Annotated in this window: 20 protein-coding genes; 15 read left to right on the top strand and 5 right to left on the bottom strand. The window is 65.6% G+C overall.

Annotation, left to right across the window (positions count from 1 at the left end; translation table 11 throughout):
* Nucleotides 1-247: 247 nt before the first annotated feature.
* Nucleotides 248-1,048: a glycine-rich domain-containing protein gene (locus AC1DOP_RS02770; RefSeq protein WP_477249680.1), complete on the top strand. Its 801-nt coding sequence runs from the start codon at nt 248-250 to the stop codon at nt 1,046-1,048.
* Between the two features lie 74 nt (nt 1,049-1,122).
* Here the strand turns inward: AC1DOP_RS02770 and AC1DOP_RS02775 are convergent, their stop codons facing one another.
* Nucleotides 1,123-1,398, bottom strand: coding sequence for a hypothetical protein (locus tag AC1DOP_RS02775; RefSeq protein ID WP_442122591.1), 276 nt, complete (start codon nt 1,396-1,398; stop codon nt 1,123-1,125).
* Nucleotides 1,399-1,556: 158 nt separating this feature from the next.
* Complete coding sequence (locus AC1DOP_RS02780; RefSeq protein ID WP_442122590.1) at nt 1,557-2,444, bottom strand: NAD-dependent epimerase/dehydratase family protein; 888 nt, start codon at nt 2,442-2,444, stop codon at nt 1,557-1,559.
* Between the two features lie 12 nt (nt 2,445-2,456).
* Between AC1DOP_RS02780 and AC1DOP_RS02785 the strand changes: the two genes are divergently transcribed.
* The 5 genes from AC1DOP_RS02785 to AC1DOP_RS02805 all read left to right on the top strand — a co-directional run bounded on the left by AC1DOP_RS02785 (nt 2,457) and on the right by AC1DOP_RS02805 (nt 6,778).
* Nucleotides 2,457-3,485 (top strand): CDP-6-deoxy-delta-3,4-glucoseen reductase, encoded by a 1,029-nt coding sequence (locus AC1DOP_RS02785; RefSeq protein WP_442122589.1) that lies wholly within the window; start codon nt 2,457-2,459, stop codon nt 3,483-3,485.
* Between the two features lie 33 nt (nt 3,486-3,518).
* Nucleotides 3,519-4,256 carry a class I SAM-dependent methyltransferase gene (locus AC1DOP_RS02790; RefSeq protein WP_442122588.1) on the top strand — a complete coding sequence of 246 codons (738 nt, stop codon included), beginning with the start codon at nt 3,519-3,521 and terminating at the stop codon, nt 4,254-4,256.
* 140 nt (nt 4,257-4,396) lie between these two features.
* Nucleotides 4,397-5,656 carry an MFS transporter gene (locus tag AC1DOP_RS02795; protein WP_442122587.1) on the top strand — a complete coding sequence of 420 codons (1,260 nt, stop codon included), beginning with the start codon at nt 4,397-4,399 and terminating at the stop codon, nt 5,654-5,656.
* Nucleotides 5,653-6,318 (top strand): DUF1345 domain-containing protein, encoded by a 666-nt coding sequence (locus AC1DOP_RS02800; RefSeq protein WP_442122586.1) that lies wholly within the window; start codon nt 5,653-5,655, stop codon nt 6,316-6,318. Before AC1DOP_RS02795 ends, AC1DOP_RS02800 begins: the two co-directional genes overlap by 4 nt.
* Before the next feature lie 76 nt (nt 6,319-6,394).
* Complete coding sequence (locus AC1DOP_RS02805) at nt 6,395-6,778, top strand: HPF/RaiA family ribosome-associated protein (protein WP_477249685.1); 384 nt, start codon at nt 6,395-6,397, stop codon at nt 6,776-6,778.
* Here the strand turns inward: AC1DOP_RS02805 and AC1DOP_RS02810 are convergent.
* Complete coding sequence (locus AC1DOP_RS02810; protein WP_442122584.1) at nt 6,772-7,581, bottom strand: helical backbone metal receptor; 810 nt, start codon at nt 7,579-7,581, stop codon at nt 6,772-6,774. The genes AC1DOP_RS02805 and AC1DOP_RS02810 overlap by 7 nt on opposite strands.
* Nucleotides 7,582-7,688: 107 nt before the next feature.
* Here AC1DOP_RS02810 and AC1DOP_RS02815 point away from each other — a divergent pair, with 107 nt between their 5' ends.
* Nucleotides 7,689-8,648 carry a GGDEF domain-containing protein gene (locus AC1DOP_RS02815; protein ID WP_442122583.1) on the top strand — a complete coding sequence of 320 codons (960 nt, stop codon included), beginning with the start codon at nt 7,689-7,691 and terminating at the stop codon, nt 8,646-8,648.
* 85 nt (nt 8,649-8,733) lie between these two features.
* Nucleotides 8,734-10,188, top strand: coding sequence for an exodeoxyribonuclease I (gene sbcB, locus AC1DOP_RS02820; RefSeq protein WP_477249687.1), 1,455 nt, complete (start codon nt 8,734-8,736; stop codon nt 10,186-10,188).
* A gap of 39 nt (nt 10,189-10,227) precedes the next feature.
* On the opposite strand, the gene pyrF is transcribed toward sbcB, so the two are convergent.
* Complete coding sequence (gene pyrF / locus AC1DOP_RS02825) at nt 10,228-11,049, bottom strand: orotidine-5'-phosphate decarboxylase (protein ID WP_442122581.1); 822 nt, start codon at nt 11,047-11,049, stop codon at nt 10,228-10,230.
* Between the two features lie 203 nt (nt 11,050-11,252).
* On the opposite strand from pyrF, the gene AC1DOP_RS02830 reads away from it, so the two are divergent.
* The 7 genes from AC1DOP_RS02830 to AC1DOP_RS02860 all read left to right on the top strand — a co-directional run bounded on the left by AC1DOP_RS02830 (nt 11,253) and on the right by AC1DOP_RS02860 (nt 16,228).
* Nucleotides 11,253-11,831 (top strand): LemA family protein, encoded by a 579-nt coding sequence (locus AC1DOP_RS02830; RefSeq protein ID WP_442122623.1) that lies wholly within the window; start codon nt 11,253-11,255, stop codon nt 11,829-11,831.
* 13 nt (nt 11,832-11,844) lie between these two features.
* Complete coding sequence (locus AC1DOP_RS02835; protein ID WP_477249689.1) at nt 11,845-12,717, top strand: TPM domain-containing protein; 873 nt, start codon at nt 11,845-11,847, stop codon at nt 12,715-12,717.
* The gene (locus tag AC1DOP_RS02840; protein WP_477249691.1) at nt 12,717-13,238 is read left to right on the top strand and encodes a TPM domain-containing protein; all 522 of its coding nucleotides are present in this window, start codon (nt 12,717-12,719) and stop codon (nt 13,236-13,238) included. Before AC1DOP_RS02835 ends, AC1DOP_RS02840 begins: the two co-directional genes overlap by 1 nt.
* 58 nt (nt 13,239-13,296) lie before the next feature.
* The gene (locus AC1DOP_RS02845; RefSeq protein ID WP_442122578.1) at nt 13,297-14,073 is read left to right on the top strand and encodes an SDR family NAD(P)-dependent oxidoreductase; all 777 of its coding nucleotides are present in this window, start codon (nt 13,297-13,299) and stop codon (nt 14,071-14,073) included.
* A gap of 539 nt (nt 14,074-14,612) precedes the next feature.
* Nucleotides 14,613-14,933 (top strand): hypothetical protein, encoded by a 321-nt coding sequence (locus tag AC1DOP_RS02850; protein ID WP_477249694.1) that lies wholly within the window; start codon nt 14,613-14,615, stop codon nt 14,931-14,933.
* Between the two features lie 173 nt (nt 14,934-15,106).
* Nucleotides 15,107-15,499: a VanZ family protein gene (locus AC1DOP_RS02855; protein ID WP_442122576.1), complete on the top strand. Its 393-nt coding sequence runs from the start codon at nt 15,107-15,109 to the stop codon at nt 15,497-15,499.
* Nucleotides 15,500-15,664: 165 nt separating this feature from the next.
* Complete coding sequence (locus AC1DOP_RS02860; RefSeq protein WP_477249696.1) at nt 15,665-16,228, top strand: hypothetical protein; 564 nt, start codon at nt 15,665-15,667, stop codon at nt 16,226-16,228.
* A 168-nt stretch (nt 16,229-16,396) separates the two neighbouring features.
* Here AC1DOP_RS02860 and AC1DOP_RS02865 read toward each other — a convergent pair whose 3' ends face one another.
* Nucleotides 16,397-19,024 (bottom strand): NAD(P)-binding protein, encoded by a 2,628-nt coding sequence (locus AC1DOP_RS02865; protein ID WP_477249698.1) that lies wholly within the window; start codon nt 19,022-19,024, stop codon nt 16,397-16,399.
* Between the last annotated feature and the right edge of the window lie 121 nt (nt 19,025-19,145).

Genomic DNA, 19,145 nt, shown 5'->3' on the forward strand with positions numbered 1-19,145 from the left:
CCCGCTTTAGTACACCACTTTCCTTTGATAAATGTCAAATTAAAAACAAAAAACTTTAACAAATATCAAAGCCTGAGCTTATTTCCTAAATTACATTAATCACATGCAACGCATATCAAGAAGTCTGAAAACGTTGCTAAAAATCATCATGCACAATTGGTAAATAGTTCAGCAGTTGCAGTGGATAGAATTACAATACAAAAGGGAAGCTGTTCAAAACATGCTGTCAATAAATTTAAGGATGATCATGAACGCCAACGACCTGTTCAAAGCAGTGACCGAGCTCGACCTGGAACCGATCAAGATGAAGCTGATGCACGTCGAATCGGGAGAAGGCTGGAGCCTGGAGAAAGTCAACGCTGTAGAAAAGGAATACCGGCGCTTCCTGTGCCTGATGAAGCTGTATCCTGAAGAAGATACGTCGCCCCTGGCCGATGTCGATACGTTCTGGCACTACCACATCCTCGATACCATGAAGTACGCCACCGACTGCGAGCGCGTGTTCGGCTACTTCCTGCACCACTATCCCTACGTCGGCATGGACGGCAGCGAAGAAGATGAACAGTTCCGCCTCGACAGCGGCGACCGCATGCGCGACCTGTACGAAGCCACCTTCGGCGAGGCCTACCCGGGATCGTCCGTGGAAGCCGCCGAAGCGACCGCCTTCTGCGCAGGACCGTCGCGCGACAAGCTGAAAGCAATCGATACGAACGTCTCCGGCGCGATCGCCTTCTGCGCAGGCCCCTCGCGCGACAGGCTGAAAGCAGGCGATACGAACGTCTCCGGCGCGATCGCCTTCTGCGCGGGCCCCTCGCGCGACAGGTTGAAAGCAATCGATACGAACGTCTCCGGCGCGATCGCCTTCTGCGCAGGCCCCTCGCGCGACAGGCTGAAAGCAATCGGTACGAACGTCTCCGGCGCGATCGCCTTCTGTGCAGGACCGTCGCGCGACAAACTGAAAGCACGCGTCACGGACATCTCCAGCGCCGTCGCCTTCTGCGCAGGCCCTTCGCGCGACAGGCTGCAAGCCGAAGCCTGCCACCAATGACATCACCCTGATCCGGCCTTCCGCGCCGGATCTGCGCCGGGACCGGTTCTTGAGCCGGCCCGGCTTCCGGCGTTTCAGGCCGCGGCGGTCCCGGCGTCGGACTCGCTGCCGGCCCGCACCATCAGCGCGCGCAGTTCGCGAATGCTGTAATCGGATACCTCGTGCATGCGCAGCAGGATGGTCGCGCCGATCGGCAGCGTATTGTGGCGGATCTTGCTGATCACCGGCGGTGCGACTTCGAGCACGCGCGACAGCGCAGCGTCGTTCTTGAGCCTGAGTTTGCCGATGATGGCGTCGAGAACCCGGTTCGGGTCGTAGATGGAACCCTCCGGTATCCTTCTGATGGGCATGGTCTTCTTTCTAAAATAACAATCCGTGGGATATTCTTCACAACCCTTATAGGGTCGTGAAAAATCCGATAGTTTTGGGGTATAGGTAGTATTTATATGGCTGCGAGGCAGCTACCCCGAATGATACACGGACCAGTTATCTTTTGCTTAAGAGCACCTTATTTCGCCATTTCCAGCACCGCCTCCTCGACCCGCGGGTGATGCAGCCGGGCCCGCAATTCGCGCCTGATGCGGCGGTTGTCGAGCCGGCGCGACTCCGACATGAAGGACAGCAGCATCGGCGAGACCGCCTTTTCCAGCTCTGCGCGCGGCAGGCGCGGCGGGCGCGGCAGTCCGAAGGCGTCGGCCACCAGGTCGAAGTACTCTCCCATCTTCATGTGGCTATCGTCGCTGGCGTTGTAGGCGCGGCCGGGCCGGGCGCGGAACAGGGCCAGCAGGGCCAGGCGGGCGAGATCGTCGGCGTGGATGTGGTTGGTGTAGACGTCGTCCGCCGCCGCCAGCGCGGGCGTGCCCTGGCGCAGCCGCTCGAGCGGCAGGCGCTCCGCCGCATAGATGCCGGGGGCGCGCAGGATGGACACCTGTCCGCCCGTGCCGACGGCCCAGGCGCGCAGCACCTGTTCGGCGTCGACGCGGCGCCGGGCGCGGGCGTTGCGGGCGGCGCGCGGCGCGGTCTCGTCGATCAGGGCGCCGCCACGGTCGCCATAAACGCCGGAGGTGCTGATATAAACGACATGGGTCCCCTCGGGTAGAATGGCGGTCAAATTTCGTGTGCGCAAGTCCAGAGCGCCCTGCCGCGGCGGCGGCGCCAGGTGCACGACCCATGGCGCGAGCCGCGCCAGGCGGCGCAGCGTTTCCGGCCGGTCGAGATCGGCCACGATGGGAACCGCCCCCGCGGCCCGCAGCTCGGCGCGGCGCGCCGGCTGGCTGGTGACGGCGAACACGCGAAAGCGCTCCCTGACCAGCGGCAGCAGCCGCATGCCGACATCGCCGCAGCCCACGATCAGGAGGCGCGGCTTGTTGAACCTGATATTGTTTAAAGTATTCATTCCGAGGATTGTATGACGTTCCAGATTACCGTTCAGCCCAGCGGCCACCACTACGAATGCGAGCAGGACGAAACCGTGCTCGCGGCGGCGATCCGCTCCGGCATCGGACTGCCGTATGGCTGCAAGAACGGCGCCTGCGGCTCCTGCAAGGGCAAGGTCGTCGAAGGGACCATCCACCACAAGCCGCACCAGCAGCGCGCCCTGTCCGAACAGGAAAAGCTGCAGGGCTATGCGCTGATGTGCTGCGCCGTCCCCGAAGGCGACGTGACGATCGAGGCGCGCGAAGTCGGCGGCAGCACCGACTACCCGGTGCGCAAGATGCCGACCCGCGTGACCGCGATCCGCCGCGCCGCGCCGGACGTGGCCATCCTCAGCCTGCAACTGCCGGCCAACGAAGCCCTCGCCTACCGCGCCGGCCAGTACGTCGAATTCATGCTGAAGGACGGCAAGCGCCGCGCCTACAGCATCGCCAATGCGCCCTCCTTCAGCGGTCCGCTGGAACTGCACGTCCGGCACCTGCCGGGCGGCCTGTTCACCGACCACGTGTTCTCGACCATGAAGGAGCGCGACATCCTGCGCTTCGAAGGCCCGCTCGGCACCTTCTTCCTGCGCGAGGAATCCGCCAAGCCGATCGTGCTGCTGGCTTCGGGCACCGGCTTCGCGCCGGTCAAGGCCCTGGTCGAGCACATGATCCACCTGAAATCGGAGCGCCCGGTCCACCTGTACTGGGGCGGCCGCCGTCCGCAGGACCTGTACATGCACGAACTGTGCGAACAGTGGGCGCGCGAGCTGCCGCACTTCCGCTACGTGCCGGTGATCTCGGATGCCCTGCCGGAAGATGCGTGGACGGGCCGCGGCGGCTACGTGCACGCCGCCGTGATGCAGGATATTCCCGACCTGTCGGGCTACCAGGTGTATGCTTGCGGTGCGCCCATCATGGTCGACTCCGCGCGCCGCGACTACGTGGCGCAGTGCGGCCTGCCGGCCGAAGAATTCTACGCCGACGCCTTCACCACGGAGGCCGACCTGGCGCAGTCCTGAGGCGCTTTCTCAACTTCGATGAAGGGTCCAACCATGCGTAATCCGCTTCGCTCCGCCCTCGCCTTTTCCGCACTCTCCGCCGCGCTGCTGGCCGGCGGCTTCGTGCACGCCGCCGACCAGCCGGCCGCTTCCGGCTACCAGGCCGCGATCGCCAGCCCGATCCGCACCGACGACGACCGCAAGACCGACGCCAAGCGCAAGCCGGCCGAGTTCCTGGCCTTCGCCGGGGTCCGTCCCGGCATGAAGGCCCTCGACATCGCCTCGGGCGGCGGTTCCACCGCGTCCCTGCTGACGGCGGCGGTGGGTCCGAAGGGCGAAGTGTGGGCCCAGAACCCGAAGCCGAATCCCAAGCTGCAGGAACGCGTGGGCGGCTCGACCCTGCCCAACCTGCACGCGGTGGTCGCGGATTTCAACGATCCGGTCCCGAAAGGCACGCCGCCGCTGGACCTCATCACCATCAACATGTCCTACCACGACATCGCCAACACCCCGACCGACCGCGCGGCGATGAACAAGCGCCTGTACGAAGCGCTGAAACCGGGCGGCGAGCTGGTCATCATCGACAACGCGGCCAAGAAGGGCGCCGGCCTGACGGCCACCAAGACCCTGCACCGCATCGACGAAGACACCGTGGTCCAGGAAGTCACCAGGGCCGGCTTCAAGCTCGATACACGCAGCGACTACCTGCACGTGGCCTCGGACCCGCGCGAGCAGCCTTTCTTCAAGATGGAGACGCCGGACGACAAGTTTGCGTTGCGGTTCAAGAAGTAGACGGCCCGTCGTTCCCGCGATGGCGGGGACCCGTGCCCACCCTAGGTCATTGCGGCCGCGCGCGGCCGTAATGACTGCGCACGATCCCGACATCAGGCACAATGAGCGTTGGCATTCCTGCCACCATCTCATTCCACTTTATGTCACTGATTTCCCCCTCGGGCCGCCTCGGCGTCCTGCGCAACCGTAATCTCGCCTTCTATCTTTCCGCCCGCTTCCTGGGCACGCTCGCGGTCCAGATGCAGAGCGTGGCCATCGGCTGGCAGGTGTACCAGATCACCCACAGCCTGTTCGACCTCGGCCTGATCGGCCTGGCCCAGTTCGCGCCCTTCCTGGTGTTGATCCTGTGGGCCGGCCACGTCGCCGATACCCATAACCGCCGTACCATCGTCCTGTGGTGCCTGGGCACCCAGCTGCTGTGCAGCCTGCTGCTGGTGCTGTTCACCCTGTCCGGCAGCACCGTCGTGTGGCCGGTGTATGCGGTGCTGGTGCTGTACGGCAGCGCGCGCGCCTTCATGATGCCGGCCCAGCAGGCCGTGCTGCGCAACCTGGTGTCGACCCAGGAGTTCTCGCAGGCGGTCGCGCTGAGTTCCTCGAACATGCAGGTCGCGATCATCCTCGGCCCGGTGCTGGGCGGCCTGCTGTACGTGTTCGGGCCGAACGTCGTGTATGCGGTGTCGAGCACCCTGCTGGCGGTGTCGGTGCTGCTGATGAAAGGCACCGAGAGCGCGCCGCAGGCCAGAACCCGGGCCCCGGTCAGCTGGCATACCCTGCTCGAGGGCCTGCGCTTCGTGTGGAGCCGCCCGATCGTGCTGGGCGCGATCTCGCTCGACCTGTTCGCGGTGCTGTTCGGCGGCGCCACCGCCCTGCTGCCGGCCTATGCCCACGACGTGCTTGCCGCCGGCCCCACCAGCCTGGGCCTGCTGCGCACCGCGCCCGGCGCCGGCGCGGCCCTGTGTTCGATCGCGCTGGCCTTCTGGCCGATCACGCGCAGGGTCGGCGCCTGGATGTTCGGCGGGGTCGCCCTGTTCGGCGCCGCCACCGTCACCATGGGCCTGGTCCACAGCTTCGGCGTCGCCCTGGTCGCTTTGTTCCTGCTCGGCGTCGGCGACATGATCAGCGTCTACATCCGCCACCTGCTGGTGCAGTACGAGACGCCGGACGAGATCCGCGGCCGCGTCAGCGCCGTCAACTCCGTCTTCATCGGCGCCTCGAACGAGCTGGGCGAATTCGAATCGGGCCTGACCGCCAGCTGGTTCGGCCTGGTGCGGGCGATCCTGTTCGGCGGCGCCGCCACGCTGGTGGTCACCGGCACCTGGATGAAGCTGTTCCCGGTGCTGTCGCGCATGGACCGCTTCCCCCACCACGAGGCGGAAGTCGCCGCACAGAAAGCCGGATGATGGACAAGAGCTTCCTCCGCCACCTCATCCACAACCGGCCGCACCTGACGCTGGCGATCGCGCTCGGCGCCGCCGTCGGCCTGCTGTGGCCGGAGTCCCATCCCTGGCTGCGGCGCGCCCTGCTCGGCTGGAATACGGGGGTCTGGTCCTACCTGCTGGGGATGGGGTGGATGATGCTGCGGGCCGACCACGACAAGGTCCGCAGGATCGCGAGCAGGGATGACGAGAGCGCCGGCACCGTGCTGTTCTCGCTGGTCGTCGGCGCCATGCTGAGCCTGTACGCCATCATCTCCGAACTGGCGCACATGGACCACCTGCCCGCCAACAAGATCGCCATGCACTACGCCTTCACCGCCTTCACGGTGATCGGTTCCTGGCTGCTGGTCGGCGTGCTGTTCTGCCTGCACTACGCCCACCTCTACTACCGCGCGCCCGTTCATCAGCGGCCGCTGCGCTTCCCGGACGAGGGGCTGGAACCGGATTACTGGGACTTCCTGTACTTCTCGTTCACGATCGCGGTCGCGGTCCAGACCTCGGACGTCTCGGTGATGACGCGCCCGATGCGCAAGCTGGTGCTCGGCCATTCGGTGCTGGCCTTCTTCTTCAACGTGCTGATCCTGGGCCTGTCGGTGAACATCGCGGCCAGCCTCGTAAACAGCTGAGCGCGTCCATCTGGGCGCGGCGAATTCCGGGGACGGTGTAAGATCGTTTCAACAGTGTCAACTATTGGAGTGATTTATGGAAATCAACGTTAATACCGACAACACCATCGACCGCCACCAGGGTCTCGACGAACGCGTGCGCGACCTCGTCGAATCGAGCGTCGGCCGTTTCGAGCAGGTCCGCCGCGTGGATGTCCACCTGAGCAACCAGAACGGCCAGAAACACGAAGATGGCGACAATTACTGCATGATGGAAGCGCGCGTGGCCGGCTACGATCCGGTGGTCGTGCACGCCCACGCCGCCGACCTGCACCTGTCGATCTCGGGCGCGGCCGGCAAACTGAAGCGCGCACTGGACAGCGCAATGGGCCGCCTCAACGACAAGAACAAGCGCGATGCCGTCCCGCTGGATCCCGAGGTTCCGATCGAGTCCTACAAGGGCCTCACCGACAATCAGTAAGTTCCATCCACCAGCGCCCTGAGGCTTCCAAGGTATCGCAGGCCTTCGAGGGCGCGGCTGCCGTACCACGACATCATCTCGCCGTCGACCAGGAACACCGGAATGCCGATCTGCTTTTCCAGCGCATCGGCATGCTCTTCGGTGAAGCGATAGGGCTCGGTCGACAGCAGCACCGCATCGAGCCCGTCCACCAATCCCTGCGACCAGTCGAAACGCGGATAGCGCTCGCCCTGCCCCAGCGCCGGCACCTGCCAGCCCAGTTCGGCCAGCATGCTGGCGATATAGGTCTCCTTCGAAACCGTCATCCACGGATCCTGCCAGATGCAGTACAGCACCGTGCGCGCCGGTCCGGGAGGAAGCCGCTTCAGGGATGCGTATTCGGCTTCGAAGCCGGCGCACCAGCGCTCCGCCGCGTCGCTCGCACCGAAGATCCCGCCCATCAGGCGCGCCAGTGCCAGGTTGTCGCGCGGCGCATTCGGATGCGTGACCACCACGTGCGGCACGAATTCCGCCAGCCGCTCCACGGTCGGCTTCTCGTTTTCGTCGATGTTGACCACCACGTGGGTCGGCGCCAGCTTGCGGATCTTCTCGATGTTGACGTCCTTGGTGCCGCCGACCTTGGGGATCGCGGCGACCACGTCGCGGGGATGAATGCAGAAGCCGGTGCGCCCGGCCAGCTTGCCGGCCAGGCCCAGCTCGCACAGCAGTTCGGTAATCGAAGGCACCAGGCAGACGATGCGGGCATCCGGCGCGGGGTCGTGACGCTGCCCGAGTGCGTCGACAAGAGGATTCGATGGATTCATCCCTCTATTGGAACACTGTTGTTTATCCAGCGCCAAGTCTCGGCGTAGTTGTTGCAATGGGTTATGATTTCGAGCTTGTCAATATTCTTCATCGACCCGGGCTACCATTGAACCTCACCGGCACCTTCGGCGCATCCCGCTACGCGATCCGCGACCTGCAGCTGTTCCGCGACGCCGACACCCCGGCGGTGGCGACGCTGCTGGCCGCCTGCCCGGTGGTCGGCGTCAGCAAGGGTGAACCGGTCGAGGACGGGCTGCGCGCCCGCCTCTACGTTGTGCTGTCGGGCTCGCTCGGCGTGCAGCCGGCCACCGCCGCCGGCGAAGGCGAGATCCAGCGCATCCTGCCCGGCGAAAGCGTGGGCGAGCAGTCGGTGCTGGACGATGCCGCCAACCTCGACGCCATCACGGCCCTGGAAGACAGCGAACTGCTGGTGATCGAACCCGACATGGTGTGGCGCCTGATCGACGAAGCCAACGGCGTCGCCCGCAACCTGCTGCGCATGCTGTCCTTCCGCATCCGCGCCGCCAACGCCCTGCTGCGGCGGCGCCAGAAGCTGGGCGAGTTCTACCGCCAGCTGTCGATGAACGACGGCCTGACCGGGCTGTACAACCGCGCCTGGCTGAACGACATGCTGCCCAAACTGGTCGCCCGCAGCCGCATGGACGGCACCCCGCTGTCGCTGGTGATGATCGACCTCGACCACTTCAAGCGCTTCAACGATACCCATGGCCACATGGCCGGCGATACCGCCCTCGCCACCGCCGCCGCCGCGATCCGCAGCGCCCTGCGGCCGTCCGACTTTGCGGTGCGCTACGGCGGCGAGGAGCTGATGGCGATCCTGCCGAACACCAACCGCACCCTGGCGGTAATGGTGGCCGAGCGCCTGTGCGGGCGCATGCGCGAGGCGGTGGTGTTCGACGACATGCGCATCGCCCTGCCCCACATCACCGGTTCCTTCGGCGTCGCCAGCCTGGGTCCCGAACAGGACGAGCGCAGCCTGGTCGAAGCGGCCGACGCGGCCCTCTACCGCGCCAAGCAGGCCGGACGCGACCGCATCCACACCTGAAGGTTCCGTAACATCGCTTGCGGCTGGGCTGGGAATGAGCAAGCCGGCAAGTTAGAATGGCCCGTCGCAATTCATGAGTACCCCCGTGAGCAACCACACTTTCCTCTGGCACGACTACGAAACCTTCGGCGCGGTGCCGCGTCGCGATCGCCCGGCCCAGTTCGCCGCGATCCGCACGGACGCCGAGCTGAACGAGATCGGCGAGCCGGTCATGATCTATTGCCAGCCGGCGCCCGACTACCTGCCGGATCCCCAGGCCTGCCTGATCACCGGCATCACGCCCCAGCACTGCCTGGAGCATGGCGTGCCGGAGCACGAGTTCGCGCGGCAGATCTGCGACGCCTTCAGCGAGCCGGGCACGGTCGGGGTCGGCTACAACACCATCCGCTTCGACGACGAGGTCACGCGCTTCCTCTTCTGGCGCAACATGATCGACCCGTATGCGCGCGAATGGCAGAACGGCTGCGGCCGCTGGGACTTGCTGGACGTGGTGCGCATGACCTATGCGCTGCGCCCGGACGGCATCCAGTGGCCGATGCGCGAGGACGGCAAGCCCAGCTTCCGCCTCGAAGACCTGACCCGCGCCAACGGCCTGGCGCACGAGGCCGCGCACGACGCCCTGTCCGACGTGCGCGCCACCATCGCGATGGCACGCCTGATCCGCAGCAAGCAGCCGAAGCTGTTCGACTTCTGCCTGGAACTGCGCCGCAAGGACAAGGTGGCCAGCGAGATGGGCCTGCACCTGGAGCGCAGCCAGCGCCGCCCCGTCCTGCACGTGTCCGGCATGTTCCCGGCCGAGCGCGGCTGCCTCGGCCTGGTGTGGCCGCTGGCCTCCCCCCCGACCAACAAGAACGAGGTGCTGGTCTGGGATTGCCGCCACGACCCCTCCGAGCTGTTCGCCCTGAGCGTGGACACGATCCGCGAGCGCCTCTTCACGCGCGCCGCCGAGATGCCCGAGGGCGTCTCCCGGCTGCCGATCAAGAGTGTGCACCTGAATAAATCGCCGATGCTGGTCGGGAACCTCAAGACCCTCAACCCGGTGCTGGCGGCGAAGTGGGAGCTGGACGTCGAACAATGCCTGGCGCACGCGCGCATTGCGGCCGGCGGGCCGGACATGAGCGCGGTGTGGCAGAAGGTGTTCCAGCGCCCTGGCGCCGAGCCGGGTGCCGGTGTCGATGTCGACGAAGACCTGTACGGCGGTTTCGTCTCGCAGGGCGACCGCCGCCAGCTGGAAGCGCTGCGCATCGAACAGCCGGCCCGCCTGGCCCAGCGCCAGCCCAGCTTCGAGGACGAAAGGCTGGCCCAGCTGCTGTTCCGCTACCGCTGCCGCAACTTCCCGCACACGCTGCAGGAACATGAGCTGGAAAGCTGGGAGGCGCACCGCGCGGCGCGCCTGTTCGACGGCCTGGGCGGGGCGCGCACCATCGAGCAGCTGTTTGCCGAGATCGATGCGCTGTCGGAGACGGCGGATGAGCGTGCCGAGGAGATCCTGGGGGCGCTCTACGATTACGCGGAGTCGATTGCGCCGCAGCGGTATTGATTGTTATGCGTGGGCACGGTGTGCCCACGCCAAGGTCGGTTACGCGCGATACTGGTTGATCGCGTCGCGCGTCTCCATCGCCACGCGGCGCGCCGCGGCGGCGAAATCTTCATCGCCCTGCGGCTGCGCGTACAGGATGGCGCGCGAGGAATTGATCATCATGCCGGCGCCATCGGCCGTGCGGCCTGATTTCACGGTCGCCTCGATGTCGCCGCCCTGGGCGCCGATGCCCGGCACCAGCAGCGGCATGTCGCCCACCAGGGCGCGCACCTGGGCCAGCTCCTGCGGGAAGGTGGCGCCGACCACCAGCGCGCACTGTCCATGCCGGTTCCACTTGTCCGCCACCAGCTGGGCCACGTGCTGGTACAGCGGGCGTCCGCCGACGTCGAGGAACTGCAGGTCGGAGCCGCCCGCGTTCGAGGTCCGGCACAGGACGATCACGCCGCGGTCCGGCCACTCCATATACGGTTCGACCGAGTCGAAGCCCATGTAGGGGCTGACGGTGACGGCATCGGCGCCGTAACGGTCGAAGGCTTCGCGCGCGTACTGGCGCGCGGTGGCGCCGATGTCGCCGCGCTTGGCGTCCAGGATCAGGGGGATGTGCGGATAACGCTGTTTCAGGTAATGGCAGACCGTTTCGAGCTGGTCTTCGGCGCCGAGGGCGGCGAAATAGGCGATCTGCGGCTTGAAGGCGCAGGCCAGGTCGGCGGTCGCGTCGATGATGGCCTTGCAGAATTCAGCGATGCCGTCCGGCCGGTCGCGCATCTGTTCTGGCAAGCGCTCGAGGTCGGGATCGAGTCCGACGCACAGCAGGGAATCGTTGCTGCGCCAGGCGGCATTCAGCTTGTCGATGAAGTTCATGGCAGGCCCTTGTCTCTTGTTGCAAACCCACTATTGTACCGCGCCGCGCCCGCGCTGCCGACCCTGCATATGGGCAGGACGCCACAGCATGGCCAATTCGGGTATATTTTTATTATTCGACAACTGGCGATGGATACCCGACGATGCAAAAGACGAACAAGCCCACCTCTATGACGCCTTCCCTGTTCACGCGCCTGGCCGGCATGCTGCTGGCCGCGGTCCTGGCCGGTTCCGCACTGTCGGGCTGCGGCTATAACGAATTCCAGACCAAGGACGAGGCGACCAAGGCGGCCTGGAGCGAGGTCGTCAACCAGTACCAGCGCCGCGCCGACCTGATTCCGAACCTGGTCAACACGGTCAAGGGCTATGCCTCGCACGAGAAGGATACGCTGGAAGCCGTCACCCGGGCGCGCGCCGCCGCCACCAGCTTCCAGATCACCCCGGAAGTGCTGAACAATCCGGAAGCCTTCCAGAAATTCCAGCAGGTGCAGGGCGAACTGAGCAGCGCGCTGTCGCGCCTGATGGCAGTGTCCGAGAACTACCCGAACCTGAAGGCCGACACCCAGTTCCGCGACCTGCAGTCGCAGCTGGAGGGCACCGAGAACCGCATCACCGTGGCACGCCAGCGCTACATCGCCTCGGTCCAGGAGTACAACGTGCTGGCGCGCAGCTTCCCGACCAACCTGACGGCCAAGATGTTCGGCTACCAGCCCAAGCCTTCCTTCACCGTCGAGAACGAGCGCTCGATCTCGACCGCGCCGAAGGTCGACTTCGGCAAGTGACGGGAGCGTCGCGATGAACCCGGTGCTGCGCCTGTTCCAGGGCCTTGCCCTCGCCTTCGCCCTGCTGCTCGCCGGGCAGGCCCACGCACAGCTCAAGCCGGTGCCGCCGCTGACGGCGCGCGTCACCGACCAGGCCGGGATGCTGACGGCCGAGCAGCGCCAGAACCTGGAACGCGTGCTGGCCGACTACGAGACCCAGACCGGCAGCCAGATCGCGGTGCTGCTGGTGAAGTCGACCGAACCCGAGGCCATCGAGCAGTACGGCATCCGCGTCACCGACGCCTGGAAGCTGGGCCGCAAGGGCGTCGACGACGGCGTGCTGCTGCTGGTCGCGCGCGACAACCCCTCGTCGCTGCGGCGCCTGCGCATCGAGGCCGGGCGCGGCGTGCAGGGCGTGCTGACCGATGCCCAGTCCAAGCGCATCCTGCAGGACACCATCGCGCCCCACTTCCGCCAGAACGATTACTACGGCGGCCTGGTCGCCGGCGTGGGCGCCATCTCCGCGCTGCTGAACCAGGAAAAATTCCCTGCGCCACAGGCCCAGCAGGGGCAGGCGCAGCAGCAGGCCGAGGACGGCGTCGACGGCCCCGGCATCGTGATGAGCATCTTCTTCATCGTCATCGGGATGATGGTCCTGCGCTCGCTGTTCGGCCGGCGCCGCGGCCGCTTCGTGCAGCCGGGTCCCGGCGGAGGCTGGAACAATGGCTGGAACAGCGGCGCGGCCGGCTTCGTCCTCGGCAATATTCTCAGCAATTTGGAAAACCAGCGGCGCGGTGGTGGCGGCTTCTCGGGCAGCGGCGGCTTTTCCGACAGCGGCTTTTCGGGCGGCGGCTTTTCCGGCGGCGGCGGGACCTTCGACGGCGGCGGCGCCTCGGGAGACTGGTGATGGACGCGCCACAACATCAACCCGGCCGCCTGCGCCGCGCCCTGCGCCACCTGCTCAGCACCAGGACCGAGGCGGCGCGCATCTTCCCGCCCGACACGCTGACGGCCATCGCCGAGGCGATCACGGCCGGCGAGCGGACCCACCGCGGCGAAGTCCGGCTGATCATCGAGAAATCCCTGCCGCTGGCGGCGGTCTGGGCCGACGTGACGAACCGCCAGCGCGCGCTGGCCCTGTTCGCCGACTACGGCATCTGGGATACCGAGGAGAATTGCGGCGTCCTCATCTACGTCAACCTGGCCGACCACAAGGTCGACATCGTGGCCGACCGCGGCATCGACCGCCGGATCGAGCCGGTCACCTGGCAGGCGGTCTGCCGCACGATGACGGCGGGCTTCGCCCAGGGACGCTTTCACGAGGCTACGCTGGATGCCGTCGGCCAGGTCAATGCGCTGCTGCGCCAGCACTTCCCGGCGAACGGCGCGCGGCCTAACGAATTGCCCGACAAGCCGCTGATGCTGTAGCGTCGAGGCTCAGGCCGCCCGGTACAATGGCATTTTCAGCCACCCAGGAAAGCCAGCCATGAAACTTGCCCAGAAAGTCGCCATCGTCACCGGAGCCAGCCGGGGAATCGGATATGCCTGCGCCGAACGCCTGGTGCGCGAAGGCGCGCGCGTGATGCTGGTCGACGTGCGCCAGGAAGGCGCGGCGGCGGCCGAAGCGCTCGGCGACAATGCCCGCTTCTTTTGCGCCGACGTCAGCCAGAAATCCGACGTCGACGCCATGCTGGCCGCGACCCTGGCCGCCTTCGGCCAGGTCGACATCCTGGTCAACAATGCCGGCGTCACCCACGCCGCCGATTTCCTCGAGCTGGCCGAGGAAGACTTCGACCGCGTGCTGCGCGTCAACCTGAAGTCGATGTTCCTGTGCAGCCAGGCGGTGGCACGCGAGATGGTCAAGCGCAATGACACGGACAAGCGCGGCTGCATCATCAATATGTCGAGCGTGAACGCCGAGCTGACCATCCCCAACCAGATCCCCTATGTCGTCTCGAAAGGCGGCGTGAACCAGCTGACCCGGGTGGCGGCGATCGCCCTGGCCGAACACGGCATCCGCGTGAATGCGATCGGCCCCGGCACCATCCTGACCGAGCTGGCGAAGAATGCCGTGATGGGCAGCCCGGAAGCGCGCCACACGATCCTGTCGCGCACGCCGCTGGGCCGCTGCGGCGAGCCGGAGGAGATCGCCGGCATCGCGGCCTTCCTCGCCAGCGACGACGCCTCGTATATCACCGGCCAGACTTTGTACGCGGACGGCGGCAGGATGGCGCTGAATTACACGGTACCGGTAAAGGAATGAAGCGGACCAGGGTGAGCCCATCAATTATCATTTATGTGAATATCACATATCCATAAACAAAATTGGACATATATATCGCGTCGCAACATAATCTCACCTGTCTCCACTATTCTCCTCCAAGAAAATAGTTTGAAGCCCGCCGATGAAGCGGGCTTTTTTTTATCTGTCGCCTGGGTTTCGTTCGGGGATTATCAATAGACCGATCTCAACCGAGTTCGTTCTCAGCCAGCCGACGATTGCTTGAGGCGTGTCATGTCCGGGTCACATTCGCCTCCTATACTGGGTTCATCTGCATACACGCAACCGATACGCGTGATCGCAGAAAGGCGTACCGCAAAGCGGTGCGCCGCACCGAATTCCGCGTCTCTTGGCCCTGATCTTGGGTTGTGCCCGTCCTCCGTTGGCGGGCATTTTTTTGTTCCGTATGATTAATGTCGAGAATGCAACGCAACAAATAAAAATGTCCCGCAATGCTTGAACCAGTCAGGGATTTCGCTATCATGAATTTCGCGCTTGCGTTTTTTCATGGAGCCAGTCCTATGACTTTACCTGAAGCGATGTCCCCACCGAAGCAGCAGCAATCCCAGCCATCGCGCCGGCGACAGCACTTCGCCGACGACTACCTGGTCCTCAGCGAACTCAACCCGCGCATGGTCATCGACCACCTCGACGATGAAGAACAGCCTCTTCACGTACTGACCTTCGGCAGCGTCCGCGAGATCTGCCCGAAATGCCGGACACACCAGCTCAAGCTCGTCCTGCGACAGCAAACCGTCCGCGTCGCCCATCTTTTCTGCGCCGAATGCGAAAGCTGCTTCGACGCACATTACCCCAACGGGACACCCGCGCTCACGATCTGACGCGGTCCCGCCCTTGGCCGACGTTCCGTAACACGGTTCGCCGAGGCCAGGGGCCAAGCCTTCCTGATACCGTTTCACCCATGGCAAGGCGCAGCGGCCGTGCGGACGTTCTCGCAGGCGTCATGGTAAGGTGTGCGTTTTCCTGATACCAGTTGTTCCTTGCCATGAACGCCATGCTGTCCCAGTTGCTGCTCCACCCTCGCCTGCGCTACGCCTGCCTTGCCTGCGCCGTTCTGATGTACCTGGCAATCGTGGTGACCGGCAATATTCCTGGTGCGCGCGCCGACATCGGCGAGCTTGCGTCCGGCGTCGTGCTGCATTCGACCGCGTATGCCATCCTGGCCGGCCTGTGCTTCCTCGGCAGCACCGGCAGCCCGGCCGCGCGCGCCGTCAAGGCCGTGCTGGCGGTCGCCCTGATGGGCGCCGGCGACGAATTCATCCAGAGTTTCTTTCCCTATCGCGGCGCCAACGTGCATGACTGGGAAGTCGATTGCACTGCCGCCATCCTGACGGTCCTACTGTTATGCGCCGTGCTGCCGAAATCGGTCCTGGCAACGAAACGCTGAGTCGCACGCCACGCCGAATTCCACTATCCCTCGACGTCCTTGACGTGGCTCATGCCCAACCCGAGTCAGCTGGAACGTCGCTCCCAAACGCGCCTCTTATTCGAGTGGCACACGATATCATCACGCACCTACCTGACCTATCCATCCCATCAGAAGGAGTTGATCATGAAGCTAAAACACCAGAGCGTACTCCTGGCAGGCTTGCTGACGCTGGCTTTCGGGCTGTCCGCGTGTAAATCCATGCAGGGCGACAAGGGCAGCATGGAAAGCGGCAGCTCCACCAGCAGCGGCGGCATGTCCGGCACCGGCAGCAGCGGATCGGCCGGCTGGGGCGGCACCGGCAGCTCGGGCACCTCGGGCAGCGGCACCTCCAGCAGCGGCTATGAGGGTGGCGGCGGCACCGCGAGCGCCACCACCGGCCAGGGTTCCATGGGCGCCTCGGCGGCGGGTTCGTCCACGGCGGCGAGCTCGAGCCCGAACGCCACCGTGATGGCGGTCGAAGTCGTGCCGCGCACGGCCAGCGGCATGGCGGGCGCGGGTTCGGTCGGCGCGGCGGCAGTGGGCGGCAGCGGCAGCAGCGGCACCACCGGCAGTTCCTCGTCCGAGCGCGTCTACCGCGTGACCCTGCGCATGGACGATGGCAGCACCCAGGTGATCACCCAGGAAACCACGCCGGATTTCCGCAGCGGAGACCGGGTCAACCTGTCCGACGGCATGATCAAGCACTGAACAGCCGCGCCAGGCCAGACGAGCGGCGCTCAATAAACGCGCTCCACCAGATGGCCCCGCTGTGCCAGCAGCCGGGGCAGCATACCCAGCCCGACGAAAGTCCCGCTGTTCTCACGCATCAGGCAAGAGCAGCAGGGGCAAGCCGGCCCGGGCGAAGGGGCCCATCGCCTACTCCGCGCTGGCTTTCTGGGTGCGGGCGCGCTTGTCGAGGACGATTTCGGCGCCCCGCTTGCCGGCCAGCAGGGCATGATCGGAGTTGTAGTACTCCCACTCGCTGTAGCGGCCAACCAGGGTGATGTCGAACTGCTTCAGCCAGGCCTTGCAGGTCTCGACATTGAGCGCACGCTGGTGGTCGTAGAGCACATAGGCGTAGGGCATGTCGACCTGGTTGCTGACGAGGATACGGTCGCCTTCGCGGATCATGCCGATCCGGCGGCAATCCTCGATCGCGCGGGCGATCAGTTCCTCGCCGTCGAGCGGCAGCGGCTTGGTCGGCGAATACGAGATCTCGCAGGTGAAGCCGAAGCCGCCCGGCGCATTGCATGCGGGCGCAGCGTTCCCCTGCACGAAGATGCGGTGGAAGATCGTGTCTTCAGGGTAGTAGATCCAGTGCTTGTCGGTGACGACGCGCTTATTGTCAATTCCTAAGCCGATGTTGACGCAGCGGATCGACACATGGCGCAGGCCACGGGCGGCATTCCTCACCTCTTCCGGCGCCTCGTCGCCGATCGCCTTGATCAGCTCCGGCAGCGGCATGGTCGAGATCAGGTCGTCATAGCGGAAGCGGCGGCCGTCGGCCAGTGCCACGATGTGTTCGCGCGGCAGCACCTGCACGACTTCGGCGCCCAGCTCGATCTTGCCCTTGATATGCGGCAGGAAGCCGTTCATCAGCGCCTGGAAGCCGCCCTCGAGCGGATAACCGAAGCGCGCGTTCGGCCCGACCGGCTTGGGCGAAGGCTCGAGCGCACCCTGCACGATCTCTTCCAGGTTCGGCAGCGGTACGCGGCCGCCCAGCCAGGACGTCTCCATCTCGGCCAGCGGCACGGTCCAGAGCTTGCGGTTGTAGGGAATCGCGAAGTGCTTCGCGATGCCCTTGCCCCAGACCTTGTAGATGAACTGCTCGAAGTTGTTCACCTTGCCCCGCACCGAACGGTCGGTGTTGCAGACGTCGGCGGTGCCGTCGGCGCAGCAGTCGTCGATGGCCCGGGCCTCGTCGTCGAGCTGGGCGTCGTTGGCGGTGTAGCGGGCCTCGATGGCTCCCATCACGCACTCGGTGATGACCTTCGGCGGCAGGCCGTACAGCGCGCCCTGGAAGGGATAGCGGGTGTACACGCCCTTGCTGTAGATCCAGGCTTCGCGGTTCTGCCAGTGCACGTTATCGCCCAGCAGCACTTCGTACATCTTCAGCACATAGGGGTCGTTCGAGAACATGATGTGGCCGGCGTGATCGAAGGTGAAGCCCTTGTCTTCGATCGAGCGGCACCAGCCGCCGACGGTCTCGTTGCGGTCCAGCAGCAGCGCGTCCGCGCCCAGGTGGTAGGCGGCCGACAGCCCGGTCGGGCCGCCGCCGATGATGACGGTGCCGACATGGCGCGGACCCTGGCTGCGCAGCGGATTGACGTTCGGCGCGGCGCTGCCCGCCTGCGGCGCGGGCTGGCCGGCATCGTGCGAGGCGGTGCGCTGCATGGCCCCGCGTTCGCCGCGCACCGGCGTGGAATCGAGCAGCTCGTGCATGTGCCTGGCCGTGCTGTCCCAGGAAGTGGCAGCCACCACGGTTTTCATCGCCTCGACCATGTGTTCGCGCTGGGCCGGCGTCTGGGCAAGGGCCGCTTCGCAGGCGGCGACGAATTCGCGCGCGCCGCTGGCGATCGCGACCACGTGGCCATAGGGGTTGGCGACGTCGGCGATCGGCGTGCTCACGATCGGCAGCTGGGCCGCCATGTATTCGAGCACCTTGGTCGGGCTGATGAACTTGGTCGCCTCAGTGATGGCGAAGGGCATCAGGCAGACGTCCCAGCCGGCCAGCAGGTCGGGCAAGGCGGCATACGGCTGCTGGCCCAGGTAGTGGATGTTGGCGCGGCGCGGCAGACGTTGCTCGTCGATCTTGACCACCGGGCCGGCCAGCACGAGCTGCCATTCCGGATGGGCGTCGGCGAGTTCGCCGACCAGCTCCGGGTCGAAACGCTCGTCCAGCACGCCGTAGAAGCCGAGGCGCGGATGCGGGATCTCGCGCTGCTGCGGATGGCTGCGGCTGCGGTCGAGGGCCTGCTGGAAATGCACCACATCGACGCTGCTGGGAAAGCAGTGCACGTTCGGGTGGCGGTGCTTCTTCGCCTCGTACAGGCTGGGGCCGCCGGCGAACACCAGGTCGGCGATGTTCAGCAGCGCGCTCTCGCGCTGCAGCAGCTGCTTCGGCGGATTCTTGAACGAGGCCAGCTCGTCCATGCAGTCGTAGAGGACCAGCGCGGGCTGGAGCGACTGCAGCAGGGGCAAGGCCATCGGCGTATAGAACCAGGCGATGACCTGCTCCCCTGGTGGTGCCAGCTGCGCCACCAGGGGCTGGAGCAGCCGCAGCTGGTCGTCATGGAAGCCGATGGCATGGATCGGGGTGTGCGCGCGGCACACGGTCACGTTCGGCGCGGGATTCGACCGCTGCATGAACGGGGCGCCGTCATCGTATTCCGGTTCCTCGACGAACAGGATCGGATAATGCTGCGCCAGGCGCGACAGCAGGTGCTGCGGCCGCTGGAATACGAAATCCCAGCGCAGGTGGCTGAAAACGACGATCGTAGTCATGATGGCTCCTTTGGTGGGAGCCTCGCAAATCTGCTGCGCGTTGCAGAGGCGGCCTGCGATGCTCGCCGTACCGTAAGTACGGCTGCGCTTCTCGGCCACCTCTGCGGCCGCTCGCGACGGT

The organism is Massilia sp. 01N410 (assembly GCF_056399665.1).